The following is an 18,036-nucleotide window of genomic DNA, read 5'->3' as shown; positions in this document are numbered from 1 at the left end:
TCAATTCAGTACGAATTCCATGATCAGCAGGTCGTTGACATGGCCTGCCCCCGTCACCACCTGCACCCGCCGCAGCATCTGCGCGCGCAATCGGGTCAAGGCTGACGGATCTTCGATATCGGCCACTTCGAGTGCCCGCAGATAGGAGTTGAGCACATCCATGACGCGCGGCAGCAGCTTTTCCACCTCAGCCTGCGAATCGGGCGTGGTTTCAAGTTGGGCGCGGAATTTCAGGTGCTGATTCTGGCTGGGTGGCCGCAGGGAAATGACAAGAGGGTCGATCGCAACATAAGCGACATCTGCCGATGATGCCTTTGGCGTTGCCTCGGCTGCATCGTGATGTGCGTCATCGCCGAGAATCATGCCTGACCAGGTTGCGTAAAATCCGCCCCCCGCACCGGTCAGGGCCATCACCAGACCCAGTATCAAAGGCATCTTTGATGCCTTTTTCGGAGGTGTTTCGGTTTCTTCCTCGGTCTCGGACATGACGTTTCCATTTTCTGGGTCAGTCACGTCTATAGCCCCGTTTGCACTAACCGATTGTTAAGCCCAATCGTTCATTGCTGTTTCCAGTGTCGGGCAGAATGCGTGACGGGACGGAGGCGAATGTGCAGCAAGTACTGAATGTCTGGACGGGGCTGAACCTGCGCCGTCAGATCATCGTGATCCTCGCCACGGTGGCGATGTTCTTTGCTGTATTGGCCATGTCGCGCATGGCATCGCAACCCAGCATGACGCTTCTTTATGCCGGGCTGGAAAGTGGTGCGGCGGGGGATGTCGTCCGGGCGCTGGAGCAGCGCGGCATCGCATTCGACGTGCGCGGCGGGTCCATTTTTGTCGATTCGGACGAACGGGATCAGTTGCGTCTGACCCTGGCGAGCGAAGGTCTGCCTGCCAATGGCAACCGCGGCTATGAACTGCTCGACAGTCTTACCGGTTTCGGGACCACCAGCCAGATGTTCGATGCCGCCTACTGGCGCGCGAAGGAAGGGGAGCTGGCCCGCACCATCGTAGCCAACCCCCAGATCGCAATGGCGCGGGTCCATATTGCGTCGACAGGCTCCAACCCGTTTCAGCGGGGCGTCACACCGAAAGCGTCGGTGTCGCTGACCCCGAATGGCGGGCCAATCACTGCCGCACAGGCCAAGGCGGTGCGCTATCTCGTGTCCTCGGCGGTTGCCGGACTTTCGCCGGACGATGTGGCGGTGATTGATGCCAATGGCGCCCTGCTGGGTCAGGCGGACGAAGTGGTTCCCGCCATTGGTGGCGATGACAAGGCGCAGGTCCTGCGGGACCGTGTCCAGCGCCTGCTAGAGGCGCGCGTCGGATTCGGAAACGCGGTTGTCGAGGTCAGCGTGGACACGGTGACGGAAAGTGAGGCGATCCGCGAACGGATCTTCGATCCGGAGCGCCGGGTCGCGATCAGCACCGACACGGAAGAACGCAACAACAGTTCCTCTGATGCGGGCGGCGGCGATGTCACCGTCGCCAGCAACCTGCCGGATCAGGAAGGTGGTGGCGGGGAAAATTCCAGCTCGCAAAACACCGAAACCCGCGAGCGGATCAATTACGAAGTTTCCGAGACCGAGCGCGAAGTTGTGCGGTCTCCGGGTGCGATCAAGCGGGTAACCGTGGCGGTTCTGGTCAATCATGCGACGGTCACAAATGAAGCGGGTGAACAGGTCACCTCGCCCCGCGATGACAGCGAAATTGAGGCGCTGCGCGAGCTGGTTTCCTCTGCCGTCGGCTATAACGAGGCGCGGGGAGATATCATTACCATCAAGTCCATGGCGCTCCAGTCCGTCCCGATCAATGGCACAACGGCAGAAAGCTCATTCCTGAGCAAACTGGATATTGATTTGATGTCGGCGATCCAGATGGCGATACTGGCCGTTGTCACCCTGATCCTGGGATTGTTCGTGGTGCGCCCGGTGCTGTCCCGGTCACGGATCGAAGCCGACGCGCCGGTTCCGGCATTGCCCGCTGCCAACCGGCAGGACGCCTCCGATGGTGCGACGGCCCTCTCCGGAGAGGTGACAGGGGATGATTTCGAACTGCCCGACCTTGAGGTTGGAAACGGCTTTGGCGGCGATCTGGCACCATTGCCGGACCTGCCGATGATGAGTGCCGAAACGTCGGACGACCCGGTCCAGCGCCTGCGACATATGATCGGGGAAAGGCAGGAGGAAACCGTCGAGATTCTGCGCAGCTGGCTTGAAGAGAAGGAGGAGCGCGCTTGATGTCGATCAACCATCTCTACAGTGATTTTGGCGCGTCGCGGAACGGCCGCGACCTGACGGACCACGGGGCGCATGACGAGCAGCAAGAAGAAGCCAATCTTGCCGCTTTCGAGAAAGGATATCAGGCGGGTTGGGAGGATGCGACCAGGGCGCATGAGGACAGCCGACAGGCGACACTATCTGAACTGTCCCAGACGTTTCAGGACATGTCCTTTACCTATCAAGAGGTCTTTTCCAAAGTTACCCTCGCCATGCAGCCCTTGTTGACCTCGATTGTTACCAAGCTGTTGCCGGAGACCGCCCGGCAATCAATGGGCGCGCATATCCTTGCGGAAGTATCTGGTCTTTTGAAATCGCAAGGTGACGGTATTTGCGAAATCGTTGTAACGCCGGATGCCCTTCCTGTTGTGGAAGATATCGCAAGAAGAGCGCCGCAACTGCCGTTCCAATTCTCCACCGATCCGGATCTGAGCGGTGGGCGGGCGTTCATCCGGAATGGCGGTTCCGAAAGGGAAATCGATCTGGAGTCGGTCCAGCGGAGCATCGCAGAGGCCGTCGAGGCATTTTTTGAGCAAACCGAAAGAGATCTGCAAAATGAATGATGCAACCCCGAACCCGGCAGCCGATCCTGCAAACCCCTTCACCGCCGTGCCGATCGAGGTGACCGTCTGCGTTGGCAAGGCCCGGCCCCTGATCCGCGATCTGGTCATGCTGGGCGAAAACGCGGTGCTCACACTGGACAGCAAGGTTGACGACCCCGTCGAGCTTTACGTCGGCGACCGTCTGATCGCGCGCGCGCTGCTAGAGGAAAAGGAAGGCGGCGCAGACGGGCAGCTTGTCGTGCGTCTGACCGAAATTGTGGATCTGAAGGGCGGTCTGTGACTTGCAGGCTGCTGCCCTGCCTGCTGGCCCTGGCCATGCTCACAATGCTTCCGGCTGCGGCCTCTGCGCAGGAATTGTCGATCTCTCTGGGCGATGATGGTTCCCTGTCAGCCCGGACCATCCAGCTTTTTGCGCTGATCACGGTCCTCAGTCTCGCTCCGGGACTGGCCATCATGGTGACCTGCTTTCCATTCCTGGTGACCGTCCTGTCCATCTTGCGACAGGCCATCGGGCTGCAGCAATCACCGCCAAATATGCTGATTGTCAGCCTTGCGCTGTTCCTGACCTATTTCGTGATGGAGCCTGTCTTTACCGCTGCCTGGGAAAACGGCATCCGGCCCCTCGTCAACGAAGAGATCGACGCGGAGACGGCGTTCGGACTGACGCTGGAACCATTTCGAAGCTTTATGGCGGCCCGCATGGACCCCGATACATTCTATGCCATGGCGGAATTGCGGCCCGACACAAGCGCCGCGACACCGACACCGGATGCGCCATTGTCGGTTCTGGTGCCGAGCTTTCTGCTGTCCGAAATTTCCCGTGCCTTCCAGATCGGCTTTCTTGTCTTCCTCCCATTCCTGATCATTGATCTGGTTGTCGCAGCGATCCTGATGTCCATGGGGATGATGATGGTGCCCCCGGCGATCGTTTCGCTGCCGTTCAAACTCGCCTTCTTTGTTGTTGCAGATGGCTGGAGCCTGATCGCGGGCAGCCTGGTGCGCAGCTATTTTTGAACATTCTGTGAAAGCTTGACCCAAATTCTGCCAAGGTCCTGCTGGCCGGATTAACGTCGCTGAAACTGGCACCGCCCAAAATGCCGGGTGGGTGTTTCAGGTGCGAGGGTCATCGTCGTGTCAGGTTTTTCAGTTGGCCGATCAATCGGTCCGGGTGCGGGATGATCCGTTTCAGCCTGCAAGCAGCTGGTTGGGTGTCGCTCTATCTCGTGCTCGCCCGACAGATGGAAACAGATATGCTGGGTCAAACATTGGGCGGGCTTTGCCTGGCGGAAGCGCTGGCCGTTATCATGGTCGCGGGGTTTTCGCAGGCCGACGAAATCGCACCGTTCAATTGGCAGGACGCGCTCGAACAGATGCTGGTTCGCTGGGTATCGGCTTGCGTGTTCTTTCTCGGGGCGCTGATCGCCGGTCTGCTTCCGCTGTTGGCCGCAGATCCGGCACTTCTGATTGGTATCCTGGGTCTCGCACTCTGTCTCGGCGCATTGAATCTGGTTTGCGCCAGCCGGCGGTCCGCTACGGGCAAGACATCCAAGCTGGCCGAGCTTCGATGGGGCATTCTGGCATTCATTGTTTTTTGGTCAGCTGATCTGGCAAAGTCCGATGCGCAGCTAACGGTCTGGCTGTGTATTCTGATCGTATTGGTCACAACAGCACTGCAATGCCGGGGGCTGCGGGCAATGATTTCGCTGTCACATAATCTTCCTGCCCGGCCCCTGGCAGAAACGATATTGACCCTCGTCGCCGCAGGTGTTCGGGTGCCCGACATCCTGATTATGCCCATCCTGTTGCCACCTTCCGCGGCCGGCACCTATCTGGCCGCAAGGGGTGTCGCCATGGTGATCGAATGGCTTCTTAAACAACTCTGCCGCAGATCAAGGCGGGAAATCAGACTGGCATTGGTCAGGGGCGGGGGTGCGGGCTTCACGAAATTGGCGGCACGGTTGAACCTTGGCATGCTGCTGATCGGTGGGGGTGCAGCAATGGGCGCAATCAGCGTATCCCCTTACCTGGCGGGGGTGATGGGGTGGTCGGCGCATGAATTCCACCAACTCCTGTTCTGGCTTGTCCTGGTTCAGGTTGCGCCAGCAATTTTTGGTGCGGCTGACCTTCTGTTGGAAATCGCAGGGTACCGTCGCGATGTTTTCCTGATTCGTCTGGTCGGCATTCTGGGTTTTGGCGCGGCGGCGGCATTGCTGCGCCCCGATGGTGCGGTCTTGCTGGCACAACAATCTGCCCTCTTGCATCTGGGGCTTGGCTTTACGATGGCGGGCCTTCTGGCTTGGCGAGCAGGAATATGGCCCGGATTGACAGGGGTATTCTTTGGGAAGATCAGGTTGCTCTAACGAACGACAAATTCCGCATGGAGCGCCCCGGCGGCCTTGATGCTTTTCAGGATGTCGATCATGTCGCGCGGGGATACGCCAAGGGCGTTGAGCCCGGCGATCACTTCGGACAGGGATGCGCCCTCTTGCACCTCTGCCAATCCAACCCCCGGTTCTTCCTGAATGGCAGCGTTGGTCCGAGGGACAACAATTGTTTCGCCTTGTGAAAAGGGATTGGGTTGCACCACGATGGGTGTCTCCTGGATGCGCAGGGTCAGGTTGCCCTGGCTGACTGCAACGCGGCTGATGCGCACATCTTCTCCCATGACAATCGTGCCGGATCGCTGATCGACCACGACCCGCGCCTTGCGTTCCGGTTCGACTTCGATGTTCTCGATCCTGCCAAGGGCGTGCGCCACGGACCGCATCCGGGTTGCCGGCACGTCCAGTTGAACCGTCCCGCTGTCTAGCATGAGCGCGACGCGGCGCCCGAAATCACGGTTGATGGCCTGTTCGATCCGTCCCGCAGTCGTAAAATCAGCTTCCCGCAGCGCCAGCCGTAGGTCGGAAAGCGCATTCAGCTGAAATGTGATCTCCCGCTCAACCCGGCCACCCGACGGGATGACGCCCGAGGTGGGCACGCCCTGCGTCACCCGTCCGGCGTCGCCCTCGGCGGTTGCTCCGCCTGCAATGATCGTGCCTTGCGCCACTGCATAAATCTGGCCGTCTGCCGCGTTCATCGGTGTCATGATCAGCGTGCCGCCCATCAGGCTCTTGGCGTCGCCGATCGCTGACACCGTGACATCGACCTGACCGCCAGCCCGCGCAAAGGGCGGCAGGGTTGCTGTCACAAGAACCGCTGCCACATTTTTTGGCCGGAATTGTTCTCCTGTGACATTCACCCCCAGTCTTTCGAGGATATTCGTCATGATGTCTTCGGTAAAAGGGGCGTTGCGCAATCCGTCGCCGCTGCCATCCAGCCCGACCACCAGCCCATAGCCGACCAGGTCATTTCCCCTGACACCGTCGAAATCCACCAGATCCTTGATCCGGACCGGTCCGGCCTGCGCGATGGAAACGCACAGCAAACCGGCAAGCATTGTAATCAGCAGCCGCATCACAGGAAATTCACGATACTGAGCTGCGACATTCGCACCGTGACCGAATAGAGGCTTTGCAGTTGAAACTGCGCCTCTTCAAGCCGGGTTGCCGCATCGAAAGGATCCACCGCCAGCAATCCCGCTTTCGTATATTCGAGGCTCGTCAGCTCGGCGGCATTGCGGGCCGTGATCGCATCGATACGCCCTTCGACAAATCCGACGCGGGCCTGCAGGGAAATCAGGCCATCCTGGGCCAGCAACATTGCCTGGCCTGCTTTTCCGAACAGTTCCGTCTGCGCGGGTACCGTCAACGCGAATGCCGGATCATCGGCGAGCGCGGCAACCGCAGCGAGGCGCAATGCGGCGCGCAATTCCGGCGCGGTGGCGCGGACGTCCAGTGAAATCTTCTCTGTCCGTGACAGATCGAACGGAGACAGACCATCGGGCGAACCGGTGTAGGCTATGGCGGCGAAGCCAGCCGGATCGTCGAACCAGGCTTCCGCGGCGGCCAGCATGTCATCCGGTGTCGTTGCGCCTGCCATGACACTGCCAAGCGCTGCCAAAAGCGTATCGACATCGACAATCGGCGGACGATCCGTGGCGGTGCCGGAAAACATGTGCCGCCCCGCGATCTGTGCATTGAGCCGCCCGATGATGCCGCCAAGGGCATTTTTTGCCTCTGACGCGATCGTCGCGGCAGAGGCTCCAGTGGCATTGGTGCCTGAGGTAAACAGGCTGGCAGAGAGGTCCTGCGTGATCTCGCCGATCTGGTCCAGACTGGTCTGCATGGCACTTGCAAAATGCGCGGCCTCTGCTGTCGCGACGCCGTAGCCCGACAGGGCCGTCATCTTGCGTTCGATATCGGTCAGATAGCTGTAATTCCCGTCAAGGACCTGGCGGACATCCGACACCTGTCCGCTGGCAAGCTCTGCTGTCAGCCGGTTGATGTCCTGCTTAATGCCGACATTCCGCAGCCTCTGCGCGTAGTTGGAGGCCATGTCCCCATTGGAAGAATTCATCATCTGGTTCACATCCTCAGAAGGGTTTGCATCATTTCATCGACGGTTTCGATGACACGGGCATTGGCAGCATATGCCTGTTCGATCAGCATCAGGCGCTGTATCTCCGCGTCTGAATCGACACCATCTGCCAACTGCCGTTCCGTCAGTTCGGTCAATCTGGAGGTGGCAAAGCTGAGCACCTGCTCCGCGCTGGTCCGCTCCACCCCGATGTCGGAGGCGAGGGTCGCGGCAAGCGACATCGCGCCAAAGGCCTGTCCACCGAACCCGCCGCCTGCCACCGGGCGGGGATCGTTCAGCACCTGCGAGAGGTTCTGCAAGAGCGTTGCATCCCCGACATTGCCCTGAGTGGCTGCATTGATCCCATCGCGCAGGCGCCATGCCTCACCACCCTGTTGCGGATCGACTGCCGCGTTGAGCGACAATCGCGATGCAAGGCCAAGCTGGTCCAGCGGATCGAGGGCGGCACCGTTATCGGTGAACAATCCGGCGTCACCTGCGGTCAGCGTCGGATCGACTGCCGGGTCCTCGAAACGCTCGATCAGGTCGCGGGCCAATGTGTCCAGCTGTGCCTGCGCCGCCACGCCGTGTTCGTCGCGCACCGCGAACTGACCGCCCAGCGCGCCGCCGCGCAGGGCGCCGCGCGCGCTGTCCGTGCGCACCGACTGCCCGTTGATTGTCAGCCCCGACAGGGTGCTGTCGGCCAGGGACAAGTAAGGGGTGACGAGGTTGACGGGTTCAAATCCGATGACCGCGGCGGTGCCGTCGATCAGCACGGCCCCTCCCGTTGAATAGAGGGCAATCTGACCATTGTCGCGGGGCACTTCGCGGACCGGCACCAGGGCCGCGATGCGGTCCACGACCTGTTGCCGCTGATCCTGCAGGGTTGCGATGCTGCCACCCTGCACCTGCAATGAGGTGATCTGTGCATTGAGCGTGGCGAGTTGCTCCAACGCGAGATTCAGCTCATCCACCATTCCGGCGATATTCTGGTCTGCCTGGCCCCGCGCAGCCTGCACACCTGCGGAGGCTTCCCGGATGCTGGCAGCAAGATCGCGCGCAGCACCCACACTGGTTGTCAGGCGTTCGGGCGCATCTGGTCTGCTGGCTGCGGAAATCAGGCTGCTTTCAAATCCGGCAAGGCGTGCTGACAAGGACGCCGGATCATCCGGCGTCCCGATCAGACTTTCAAACCGGGTGTAGAACTGCGCGCGGCTGTTTGCATTGACCTGTTCGGCCTCGGCATTGCGCCGGTCAGATGCGAGACCGGCATCGACGATGCGCAGGATCCCGTTGATCTGGACCCCGCCCACGCCGCCTGTCGATTGTGCGGACAATGACAATATCCGGCGCGCATATCCGGGCGTCAGCGCGTTGGAGATGTTGCTGGATACAACCTCTGCCCCGCTGCTGGCCGCGCGCAGGCCGGACATGGCATTGGACAAAGCCCCGGAAATGGTCATGAAACGGCTCCTTGATGTTCTGAGGGATCAGGCCGGCCTGACATCAGCGTTTGATGTTCGTGGTTTCCTGCAGCATTTCATCCACGGTCTGGATCACCTTGGCATTGGAGGAATAGGCCCGTTGCGTCTGGATCATCGCGGTCAGTTCACCCGCCACATCGGTGGAGGATTCCTCAAGCGCGAAGGCAAGAATGTCGCCGGTCGGCCCGTCGCTGGCATCCCACAGGAAGAAAGAGCCGCTGTCGACCGACGGCTGGTAGGTCTGGCTGTCCAGGGCGACCATACCATTGGGATTTGGCAGATCGACCAACGGCACCTGGTAGATGGTCCGTGTTATGCCGGTATCGAAATAGGCATGGACATAGCCATTGGCGTCAACCTCGACGCTGGTCATGTTCCCGACGGGCGATCCGTCCTTGGAAATGGATACGGGCGCAAAGGCATCCGACAGCTGCGTTATGCCATCGCTTTCCCCGATCTGGCCAATGTCGATTTCGATCGGGCCGCCAGCGACATCGACGATCAACTGCCCGGTTGCAGGGTCATAAGGGCCGCCGCTTACCGTCGTGACCGAAGCAAGCGTACCGCCTGCGGTCCTGTCATCGGCGAAGGTCAGGATGTACTCGCCGATCACCGTTCCTGCCGGATCGGTCGCGGAATCCGTCATGGTTATGGTCCATTCGTTCGACGACCCTGTGGCGGGCACGGTCGGCGTGAACGTGACATTGATGTTTTCCGATGTGCCGAGGTTGTCGTAATATTCCACCGACAGGTTGTGCACGTCACCGGATGCCCCTGCATCGGTGTCGGTGGCGGGCAGGTTGACGCCCAGCGTCATGCTTGTCGTCGGTTCGCCCGAGAACTGGTTGACGTTGATCTGCACAGGCTCCAGGCCGTCCGCCGTGTCGCGCGGAAAGCTGGGGATCGTGCCGTCGGGCAGCGCCGGCCAGCCCAGCAGCACGAGGCCCGAATTGGACCGCAGGTATCCTTCTGAATCGGTTCTGAAGGATCCGGTGGTGGTCAGCATCATGTTGCTGGCGCCGTTGCCCACCTCAACCTCTGTCGCCTGGGTCACGGGCAGAAATCCCCGCCCGCGAACAGCAAGATCCGTGGCGTTCGAGGTTGACACCAGCGGGCCGCGCTGATCGATCAGCCGCTGGGTGTTCGCGCGGACACCGCCGGCGGAATAGGCCCCGCCGCGCGACGAGATCACCAGGGATTCGAATTCGGTGCTGACCCGTTTGTATCCATAGGTCGAAGAGTTCGCGATATTGTCCGAGATGGAAGCAAGACGGGTCGCATTCGCCTGCAGCCCCGCCACCCCTGCGTTGAGCGAAGATGAAATTGTCATAGACACGCCTTTCTGCTGTATCATTCCGTCAGAGTCAGGCTCACTTCTATGCAGGGTCACCTTAACGCTGCGCTAACAGATAAAATCTGTCCTATTCCGCCTGTCCTCAGTTGCGTGGCACGTTTCGCAACAGGATGATCTCCAGCCGGTTGTTCCGCCGTGCCATCGGGTCGGTCACGACAGGTGCCCGGTCGGCATGTCCCGTGACCCGGCGGATGCGTTCGGCGGGCACGCCGCTGTGCTCCAGCAGTTTCCGCATTTCAGTGGCGCGCCGCGCTGACAGGTCCCAGACCGGGCTTTCTGCCAGGACGATGGGGTTGGCGCGGACATGCGCGCCGACCGCGATCTTGTTCGTGACCGCCGTGACGGTTCCGGCGATCATTGCCGAGAGGTCATTCAGGATCTGTGTCGGGGCGGCCGTCTTTTCGTCAAACAGCGGGACATCCTCAAGATCAAACAACTCGATGACCAGTCCTTCGTCGGTGATCCGGGTCACGATGTGCCGCCTGGCATTTTCCATCACCAGGCTTTCGCCCCCCATGCCCTGCAATTGCGCGTCGAGATCGCGAAAGCGCTGCTCTTCGCTCTCTGCGGCTTCGCCGTTATCGGCCTTGTCGCTGGCCCCGCTTGCCTTGTCATCGCGGGCGGCATGTTTTGCGGTTGATCCGGTGCCTTCCTTGGGCAGCGTCATCTCGGAAAAGATGCTTTCGCCGCCAAAGGCCCCGTTGCCGCCGCCGGACACGCGGTTGACCGGGATCGTCGGCGAAAAGTAATCCGCGATTCCCTTGCGTTGTTGTTCCGTTGTTGCATTCAGCAGCCACATCAACATGAAGAAGGCCATCATCGCGGTAACAAAATCCGCATAGGCGACTTTCCAGGCCCCACCATGGTGCCCGCCGCCGCCGACGACCTTCTTGCGTTTGATGATGATTGGCTGCGCATTTGCCTGCGCACTCATCTCCACCACCTCTTTTTCACCCGGGATCAGGGATAAGGGATGAGGTTTACTGCACGCTTAACAGGTCAATTTGTCGGGAAATTCAGGGCTGCAAAGGATCGGCGGATCAGGGCAGACGCCGCCGTGCCGCGAGCCGCAGCTGTTTCTGCCGCTCGCGGAAACGCGCCTTGTCGTCCTCTGTCGTCCGGTCGAAACAATGATGGCAGCTCACGCCTTCTTCGTATTCGGGGCGGTCGCGGTCCTCCGGCAGGATCGGTTGACGGCAGCCGTGGCAGAGCATGTGCGGCCCTTTGCGCAGCCCGTGACCGACGCTGACCCGTGCATCGAAGACAAAGCAGTCACCCTGCCAGGTACTTTCCTGCGCGGGCACGTCTTCAAGGTATTTCAGAATGCCGCCCTTGAGGTGAAAGACCTCTTCGACGCCTTGCCCCAGCAGGTAGTTTGTCGATTTCTCGCACCGGATGCCGCCGGTACAGAACATCGCGATCTTCTTGTTGTGGAACCGATCCTTGTTGGCTTCCCACCAGGCGGGAAACTCGCCAAAGCTGGCGGTCTTGGGGTCAATTGCCCCGTCGAATGTGCCGATGGCGACCTCGTAGTCGTTCCTTGTGTCGATCACGGCCACTTCCGGATCGCGGATCAGGTCGTTCCAGTCCTGGGGCTCGACATAATGTCCGACCCGCGCCTGCGGGTCCACGTCAGGCTGACCCATGGTCACGATCTCTCGTTTGATCCGTACCTTCATGCGGGGGAAGGGCGGTGTTTCGGAATGCGCTTCCTTCCACTCCAGATCGCCGCAACCCGGCAGGGCGCGAAGATGGGCAATTACCGCGTCGATGCCCCCGCGCGGCCCCGCGATGGTGCCATTCACACCCTCATGCGCCAGCAGCAGCGTCCCCTTGACACCCTGCGCGACACAAAGCTCCAGCAGCGCGGGTTTCAGCGCGGCGGGGTCTTCGAACCGGGTAAAGTGGTAGAGGGCGGCGATTGTGTGCATGGGGCGGAAATAGGCCCTTGGGGGGCTGTTGTGCAAGGGGGTGCTGGGGTAAAACCCGGTATCCAATCAGAAACGGAGTGACCGCGATGCATGCCCTGATCGTAATCGACGTACAGAAGGATTTTTGCCCGGGCGGCGCGCTTGCGGTGCCCGAGGGTGATCTGATCGTGCCGGGCATTACCGATCTGATGGCAGAATTCGATGCGGTTGTTCTGACCCAGGACTGGCACCCGGCGGGGCATTCCTCCTTTGCCAGCGCGCACGAGGGGCGCGCGCCCTACGACATGATGGAAATGCCCTATGGTCCGCAGGTCCTCTGGCCCGACCACTGCATTCAGGGCAGCCTGGGGGCGCAGTTCCACGAAGGCCTTGCCCAGGACCGTGCAGACCTGATCATCCGCAAGGGCTATAACCCGGCAATCGACAGCTATTCCGCGTTTTTCGAGAATGACCACAGCACACCCACCGGGCTGGAAGGCTATCTGCGGACGCGCGGCATCGACAGGCTGACCATGGTGGGGTTGGCGCTGGATTTCTGCGTCAACTTTTCGGCTGTTGATGCGGCGAAACTGGGCTTTGCTGTGACGGTGCGGCAGGATCTGTGCCGCGCGATTGATCTGAACGGTTCGCTGGAGGCCGCACGGGCCGGAATGACCGCCAGCGGCGTGCAGCTGGCCTGAACCTAATTCAGCGGGCTTTCTGTCTGTGCCAGATCAAGCAGACCCAGCGCTTCCAGCCCGCCCAGTGTCGAATCGACTGCCACGGTGGCCAGGACAATGCCCATGACCCGGCTGATCACGCTTGACCCGGTGGTGCCGATCAGGCGGCCAATCCGTGAGGCAAGCAGCAAAAGCACCAGTGTCAGCAGCAGCACGAGCACCAGCAACCCGCCGGTGATCGCCTGATCGACCACGGGGTTGGTGTGATTGTCGGTCAGGATCACGATTGCCAGCATGGCACCGGGCGAAGCGATCGAGGGCATCGCCAGAGGAAAGACCGCACCTGCCAGGTGATCGCGTTCGGCGCTTGCGACCTCCTTTTCGGGTTTGCTGTCGCCAAAGATCATGGTCATGGCAAAGAGGAACAGGACCATCCCGCCCGCGACCTGGAATGATCCCAGCCGCAGCCCCAGGGATTCCAGCAGGAACTGGCCGCCAATGAGAAAGGCCAGCAACACGGCCCCGGCCACAAGCACCGCCCGCAAGGCGAAACTGCGGTGCAACTGCTTGGGAACATGGGCAGTCGCATAGAGGAATATCGGAATGCTTCCGATGGGGTCGATGACCACCACCAGCGTAATGAATTCACGGATCAGGTTCTGCCAGTCCATCGGGGCGGCTATCTTTCGGGGCTGAATGTTGGGCGTTGCCCTACATTATCTGGATTGAACGGCGGGTGAAACGCCAAAGCGATCCGTCAGGGCTAAAGGCCTTCGAAGATTGGCTTTCCCTTGGCAAAGATGCCCCGGACAAGGCGCAGTTTGCCTGCAATCTGCGCCCGGTCCCTGAATTGGTCGTTGGACACCACGGGCATGTTGTTTTCCCTGGCGTATTTCAGCAGGAAAGCATCTGCTTCCGTCCCGGCGGGGCAGACCATCACCCGGTTTTGCGGCAGGCCCAGTGCCTTGGCAAAATCCTTTTCCGTCAGGCTCTTGTCCTTCAGGTGGTGCCGTGATGAGGCATCAAGAAAGACAACCGGTGCATATTTGCGTTTCAGCAGGGCGCTGACGACCAGCCGCAGGCTGGCCAGTTCCGCCACCTCGCCATCCCAGTAGAGGACATTGGTGCCGTCGATGACGATGTCCTTGCGGTCACTGGCGGCGACAGTTTCGCCGGGCGGGGCGGCAGGTGCGGGCGGGCGGCCCAGCCGAGACAGGGCAACGGCACCCAGCACCAGCACGGCGGCACCGCCCCAGCCCCATGCATTTGCCGCAATGAACGGATAGGACAGCGACAAAAGCGCCGCCAGCGCGGCTGTGCCCAGCAAGGTCTGCCAAAGCGCTGTGGCCAGGCAGCGGACATAGCCAAAGGCGGCCAGCGCCAGGATAACGGGGGTCAGGATCTGCAATGGTGTGAAGCTTGCAAGCACATCCATGGTTCAATCCTAACCTTTAGCCTTGCCCCTGTCCTGCAGTCTTTGCCACAAGGGTGCGGAAGTTCTGAGGAATAACTGATGGTCGATATCGCAACCCGCGTCTGGAATCACAAGTGGAAGATCGACCCGATCGTCCGGTCCCTGATCGACATGGATTTCTACAAGCTGTTGATGTGTCAATCCATTTTCCGCAACAAACCGGATACCGAGGTCACGTTCTCGCTGATCAACCGGTCTGACCACGTGCCTCTGGCCAAGCTGATCGACGAGGGCGAGCTGCGCGAGCAGCTGGACCATATCCGCTCGCTCAGCCTCAGCCGGGGCGAAAGCACCTGGCTGCGGGGCAATACCTTTTACGGCAAGCGTCAGATGTTCCGGCCCGATTTCATGGAATGGTTCGAGGGGCTGCGCCTGCCGCCCTACCACCTGGAGCGGCGTGGCGACCAATATGAGCTGACCTTCGAAGGCAAATGGCACGAGGTCATGCTGTGGGAAATTCCCGCGCTGGCGGTGCTGATGGAACTGCGGGGCCGGGCCGTGCTGGACACGATGGGCCGGTTCGAACTGCAGGTGCTCTATGCCCGCGCGATGACCCGTGTCTGGGAAAAGATCGCTGTCCTGCGCGAGATTCCCGACCTCTCCGTGGCCGATTTCGGCACCCGCAGGCGGCACAGCTACCTCTGGCAGGACTGGTGCGTACAGGCGATGCAGGAAGGCCTGGGCAAGGCCTTTACCGGGACCTCGAACTGCAAGATCGCGATGAGCCGCGAGCTGGAGGCAATCGGGACAAATGCGCATGAGTTGCCAATGGTTTACGCCGCATTGGCCGAGGATGATGCCGCGCTGGCAGAGGCCCCCTACGAGGTGCTGTCGGACTGGCACGAAGAGCATGACGGGAACCTGCGGATCATCCTGCCGGACACCTATGGCACCAAGGGTTTCCTCGACAATGCGCCGGACTGGCTTGCCGGCTGGACAGGCATTCGCGTGGACAGCGGCGACCCGGTCAAGGCCGCGCAGATTGCCATCGACTGGTGGAAGTCGCGGGGCGAGGATCCGACCCAGAAGCGGGTGATCTTCAGCGATGGTCTGGATGTGGACAAGATACGGGAACTGCACGGAAAATTCGCCGGGAAGGTGAATGTCTCCTTCGGTTGGGGCACATTGCTGACCAATGATTTCAGGGGCCTGGTGAAAGATGATGCGCTGGCCCCTTTCTCGCTGGTGTGCAAGGCCGTGGCGGCCAATGGCAGGCCGACGGTGAAGCTGTCGGACAATCCCAACAAGGCGATGGGCCCGGCCGAAGAGATCGAGCGCTACAAGCGGGTGTTCGGGGTTGGCGCGCAGGACCGCCAGGAGGTTGTGGTCTAGAACGCGCGCAACGGCACCGGCCGATGGCGGCAGAGCACGGGTGTCTACTTTGGCGTGGTCACCTCGCGCCCTGCCGCGTTCATCTGCCGTTCCCGCCAGATGATCAGCAATCCGCCACCTGCCAGCAGCAGCGCGCCGGGGAACAGCTCGGACCAGGGCGCTTCGCCGTAAAACAGCCAGCCCAGGACAAAGGCCAGCGGGATGCCGAAATAGCCGAACGGGGCGAGGTTGCTCTGTTCAGTCATGCGGTAGGCCGTCACCAGCACCAGCACGGCAAATCCGCCGAGCCCGCCCATCGCCACAATCCACAGCAGGTCCGTGCCGTCCTGCATTGGCGTGAAACCGCCCGTGGCCAGCGTCAGCACCAGCGCACCCAGGGTCGCGACGCCGGTGGAATACAGGTTGATCAGGGCTGTTGGCGGGCCGTCGTCCATCATCCGGGCGGTGACGGCGGTCAGCGCATAACAGAGCGCCGCGCCCAGCGGCAGCAGGGCCGCCAGTGAAAAGCTGTCCCGGCCCGGTCCCACGATCATCACCACCCCGGCAAAGCCGACCAGCACCGCGGCCCAGCGCACCAGCCCGACCTTTTCGCCCAGCAGGGGCACGGCAAGTGCGGTGACAAAGACTGCGTTGGAATAGGAGATGGTGGAGGCGGTGGCAAAGGTCAGGATGCCCAGCGACAGGTAAAAGAAATATTGCGCGAAGGTCAGGATCAGCCCGCGCAGCAGGGCCAGTTTCCATTGACGCATGTGCAGGCTGCGCCCTTTGGCGTGCCAGTCCCGGGAGGTCCAGAGGACCAGAAGTGCCGGGATCAGCCCCACCAGGTTGCGGTAGGCCGAAAGTTCGGCGGCGCCGTAGCTGCCGGAGAGGTGTTTGATGATCAGCCCCATGCCATCGAACAACAGGATCGCAAACAGCGAATAGAGAATCGCGAGGGTGGTTCGGCTCACGCGGCGAAGGCTCCTGTCAGAGGGGGAGGGTTGTCCGCCAGTTATGGGCCGCAGGGCAGAGCAGGGCCAGAGGAAATTGAAACGTCATGGTCGGGCGCGGGCAGGCCACCACCCGATCCGGGGCCGGAGTACCGGGGATTGCGCACCGGGGCCGGCATTTCCAGACAGCGCAAGGCGTTGCTGCGGGCAAGCGCATTCGGCGCATGAGTTGTCGTGAATGAGCCTTGCCTTGGCTGGGCCGAAGTGCAACATTGGGCTTGCTTGGTGTTCCCGCAAGCGCCCCTTTGGGTGTGGAACCGAACAGGGAATTCCGTAAGGGCCGCACAGCCTGAAACGGAAGCCGCCCCCGCGACTGTAAGCGGAGAGTCTGTGCCCAACGTGCCACTTGACCATTCGGTCGGGGAAGGCGGGCAAAGGCATCGACCCGTGAGCCAGGAGACCTGCCAGGCGTGAGAAACTTGAAACAGGTCGTCGGGTGTGACGGCAAGGAGAAGACCATGACTACAATGACTGCCAAGTCGCAGACCGCCAGCCGCTTTGTTCCCGCGATCTTTGCCGCCGTTCTGGGCCTTGCCCTGATCACGCTGACCGGGCACGTTCAGGCCGCCGCGTTGCATGATGCCGCGCATGATGTGCGCCATGCCACAGGTTTCCCCTGCCACTGACCCCTATGGGCCATCGGGATCAGGTCTGAGCCGCGTCAAAGCAGGCGGTGACCCGGTTCCCCTGGTGAACAACGCAGCGCGTTCCGGTCATAGACCTTTATCAGCTTGAGGCGCTGCCGATTTTCGGCGGCGTGTTTGTGTTGATTGGTGTCGGTGCCGGCGCGTTGCCATGAAAGCAAGAGGATCTCGTTATGACTTCACGGTTTTTGGTTTCCGCCCTTTTTGCAGGGGCCTTGGCGGGTGCGATCATCGGCCTGCTGCAACTGGTATTTGTGCAGCCTGTGCTGCTGCATGCGGAGCTTTATGAAAGCGGGGAGCTGGTGCATTTCGGCGCAGAGGCGGTCAGCGCCCATCCCGCCTTGCCCGGTTTCGACCTGATGCGCGACGGGTTGAGCGTGATTTTCACCATGCTGACCTATACCGGTTATGCGCTGATCTTGGTTGCGGCCATGAGCTTTGGCGAGGACCGCGGTGCGCGGATCGACGGGCGCTGGGGTATCCTGTGGGGTGTTGCCGGTTTCGTCGCCTTTCATCTGGCCCCCGGATTTACCCTTGCCCCGGAAGTGCCCGGTGTGGCTGCGGCCGATGTGGCCCTGCGGCAGGTCTGGTGGTTTGCGACGGCGATTGCGGCCTGTGTGGCGCTCTGGCTGCTGGCCTTTGGCCAGAACTGGGCGGCCTGGAGTGCGGCGGCGCTGTTGCTGGCCGCACCGCATCTGATCGGCGCGCCGGAGCCCGAGACCTTTACCGGTCCTGTCCCGACCGAGATCGGCGCGCTGTTCGCGGCGCGTGCGCTCGGCGTCGGTCTGGCGGCCTGGGTGTTGCTCGGCTGCTTTGCGGGCTATTTCTGGCAGCGCGAAGGGGAGCATGCCGCCCAGGCGGCGTGAGGG

General features: G+C 61.3%; 19 protein-coding genes and 1 riboswitch. Of the genes, 9 read left to right on the top strand and 10 right to left on the bottom strand.

Features of this window, described 5'->3' with window-relative positions; translation table 11 throughout:
- A complete protein-coding gene (locus PVW51_RS01925; protein ID WP_274573378.1) occupies positions 1-486 on the bottom strand; it encodes a flagellar basal body-associated FliL family protein in 486 nt (161 codons plus the stop codon).
- Positions 487-584: 98 nt separating this feature from the next.
- Between PVW51_RS01925 and fliF the strand changes: the two genes are divergently transcribed.
- From fliF to PVW51_RS01900, 5 genes are all read left to right on the top strand, one after another.
- The gene (gene fliF, locus PVW51_RS01920) at positions 585-2,240 is read left to right on the top strand and encodes a flagellar basal-body MS-ring/collar protein FliF (RefSeq protein WP_443287318.1); all 1,656 of its coding nucleotides are present in this window, start codon (positions 585-587) and stop codon (positions 2,238-2,240) included.
- Complete coding sequence (locus tag PVW51_RS01915) at positions 2,240-2,842, top strand: hypothetical protein (RefSeq protein ID WP_274573376.1); 603 nt, start codon at positions 2,240-2,242, stop codon at positions 2,840-2,842. Before fliF ends, PVW51_RS01915 begins: the two co-directional genes overlap by 1 nt.
- On the top strand, positions 2,835-3,122 hold the full coding sequence (locus tag PVW51_RS01910) for a FliM/FliN family flagellar motor C-terminal domain-containing protein (protein WP_274573375.1): 288 nt from the start codon (positions 2,835-2,837) through the stop codon (positions 3,120-3,122). Before PVW51_RS01915 ends, PVW51_RS01910 begins: the two co-directional genes overlap by 8 nt.
- A gap of 35 nt (positions 3,123-3,157) precedes the next feature.
- A complete protein-coding gene (gene fliP, locus PVW51_RS01905; RefSeq protein WP_274573520.1) occupies positions 3,158-3,856 on the top strand; it encodes a flagellar type III secretion system pore protein FliP in 699 nt (232 codons plus the stop codon).
- Between the two features lie 161 nt (positions 3,857-4,017).
- Positions 4,018-5,202, top strand: a complete 1,185-nt coding sequence (locus PVW51_RS01900; RefSeq protein WP_274573374.1) for a hypothetical protein — start codon at positions 4,018-4,020, stop codon at positions 5,200-5,202.
- On the opposite strand, the gene PVW51_RS01895 is transcribed toward PVW51_RS01900, so the two are convergent.
- From PVW51_RS01895 to trhO, 6 genes are all read right to left on the bottom strand, one after another.
- Positions 5,199-6,299 carry a flagellar basal body P-ring protein FlgI gene (locus PVW51_RS01895; RefSeq protein ID WP_443287315.1) on the bottom strand — a complete coding sequence of 367 codons (1,101 nt, stop codon included), beginning with the start codon at positions 6,297-6,299 and terminating at the stop codon, positions 5,199-5,201. The genes PVW51_RS01900 and PVW51_RS01895 overlap by 4 nt on opposite strands.
- Positions 6,299-7,303 (bottom strand): flagellin, encoded by a 1,005-nt coding sequence (locus PVW51_RS01890; RefSeq protein WP_274573372.1) that lies wholly within the window; start codon positions 7,301-7,303, stop codon positions 6,299-6,301. The genes PVW51_RS01895 and PVW51_RS01890 overlap by 1 nt, the downstream gene beginning before the upstream one ends.
- A 5-nt stretch (positions 7,304-7,308) precedes the next feature.
- The gene (gene flgK, locus PVW51_RS01885) at positions 7,309-8,763 is read right to left on the bottom strand and encodes a flagellar hook-associated protein FlgK (RefSeq protein ID WP_274573371.1); all 1,455 of its coding nucleotides are present in this window, start codon (positions 8,761-8,763) and stop codon (positions 7,309-7,311) included.
- Between the two features lie 43 nt (positions 8,764-8,806).
- On the bottom strand, positions 8,807-10,114 hold the full coding sequence (locus PVW51_RS01880) for a flagellar hook protein FlgE (protein WP_274573370.1): 1,308 nt from the start codon (positions 10,112-10,114) through the stop codon (positions 8,807-8,809).
- A gap of 106 nt (positions 10,115-10,220) precedes the next feature.
- Positions 10,221-11,072: a flagellar motor protein MotB gene (locus PVW51_RS01875; RefSeq protein ID WP_274573369.1), complete on the bottom strand. Its 852-nt coding sequence runs from the start codon at positions 11,070-11,072 to the stop codon at positions 10,221-10,223.
- A 106-nt stretch (positions 11,073-11,178) separates the two neighbouring features.
- A complete protein-coding gene (trhO, locus tag PVW51_RS01870; RefSeq protein WP_274573368.1) occupies positions 11,179-12,069 on the bottom strand; it encodes an oxygen-dependent tRNA uridine(34) hydroxylase TrhO in 891 nt (296 codons plus the stop codon).
- A gap of 86 nt (positions 12,070-12,155) precedes the next feature.
- Here trhO and pncA point away from each other — a divergent pair, with 86 nt between their 5' ends.
- Positions 12,156-12,749, top strand: a complete 594-nt coding sequence (pncA, locus tag PVW51_RS01865) for a bifunctional nicotinamidase/pyrazinamidase (protein ID WP_269366844.1) — start codon at positions 12,156-12,158, stop codon at positions 12,747-12,749.
- A gap of 2 nt (positions 12,750-12,751) precedes the next feature.
- Here the strand turns inward: pncA and PVW51_RS01860 are convergent, their stop codons facing one another.
- Together PVW51_RS01860 and PVW51_RS01855 are read right to left on the bottom strand one after the other, a co-directional pair.
- Positions 12,752-13,399, bottom strand: coding sequence for a MarC family protein (locus PVW51_RS01860; protein ID WP_114274234.1), 648 nt, complete (start codon positions 13,397-13,399; stop codon positions 12,752-12,754).
- Positions 13,400-13,491: 92 nt separating this feature from the next.
- Positions 13,492-14,163 carry an NYN domain-containing protein gene (locus tag PVW51_RS01855; protein WP_274573367.1) on the bottom strand — a complete coding sequence of 224 codons (672 nt, stop codon included), beginning with the start codon at positions 14,161-14,163 and terminating at the stop codon, positions 13,492-13,494.
- A gap of 78 nt (positions 14,164-14,241) precedes the next feature.
- On the opposite strand from PVW51_RS01855, the gene pncB reads away from it, so the two are divergent.
- Positions 14,242-15,534, top strand: coding sequence for a nicotinate phosphoribosyltransferase (gene pncB / locus PVW51_RS01850; protein ID WP_274573366.1), 1,293 nt, complete (start codon positions 14,242-14,244; stop codon positions 15,532-15,534).
- A 44-nt stretch (positions 15,535-15,578) separates the two neighbouring features.
- On the opposite strand, the gene PVW51_RS01845 is transcribed toward pncB, so the two are convergent.
- A complete protein-coding gene (locus tag PVW51_RS01845; protein WP_274573365.1) occupies positions 15,579-16,484 on the bottom strand; it encodes a DMT family transporter in 906 nt (301 codons plus the stop codon).
- 245 nt (positions 16,485-16,729) lie between these two features.
- A riboswitch (cobalamin riboswitch) is annotated at positions 16,730-16,946 on the top strand.
- A 44-nt stretch (positions 16,947-16,990) separates the two neighbouring features.
- Between PVW51_RS01845 and PVW51_RS01840 the strand changes: the two genes are divergently transcribed.
- Together PVW51_RS01840 and PVW51_RS01835 are read left to right on the top strand one after the other, a co-directional pair.
- Positions 16,991-17,149, top strand: coding sequence for a CbtB domain-containing protein (locus tag PVW51_RS01840; RefSeq protein WP_443069626.1), 159 nt, complete (start codon positions 16,991-16,993; stop codon positions 17,147-17,149).
- Positions 17,150-17,340: 191 nt separating this feature from the next.
- A complete protein-coding gene (locus PVW51_RS01835; protein WP_269366853.1) occupies positions 17,341-18,033 on the top strand; it encodes a CbtA family protein in 693 nt (230 codons plus the stop codon).
- The last annotated feature ends 3 nt before the right edge of the window (positions 18,034-18,036 follow it).

This window comes from Sulfitobacter sp. PR48 (genome assembly GCF_028807335.1).
Classification (GTDB): Bacteria; Pseudomonadota; Alphaproteobacteria; order Rhodobacterales; family Rhodobacteraceae; genus Sulfitobacter.
This window is presented reverse-complemented; position numbering and strand designations above follow the sequence as displayed.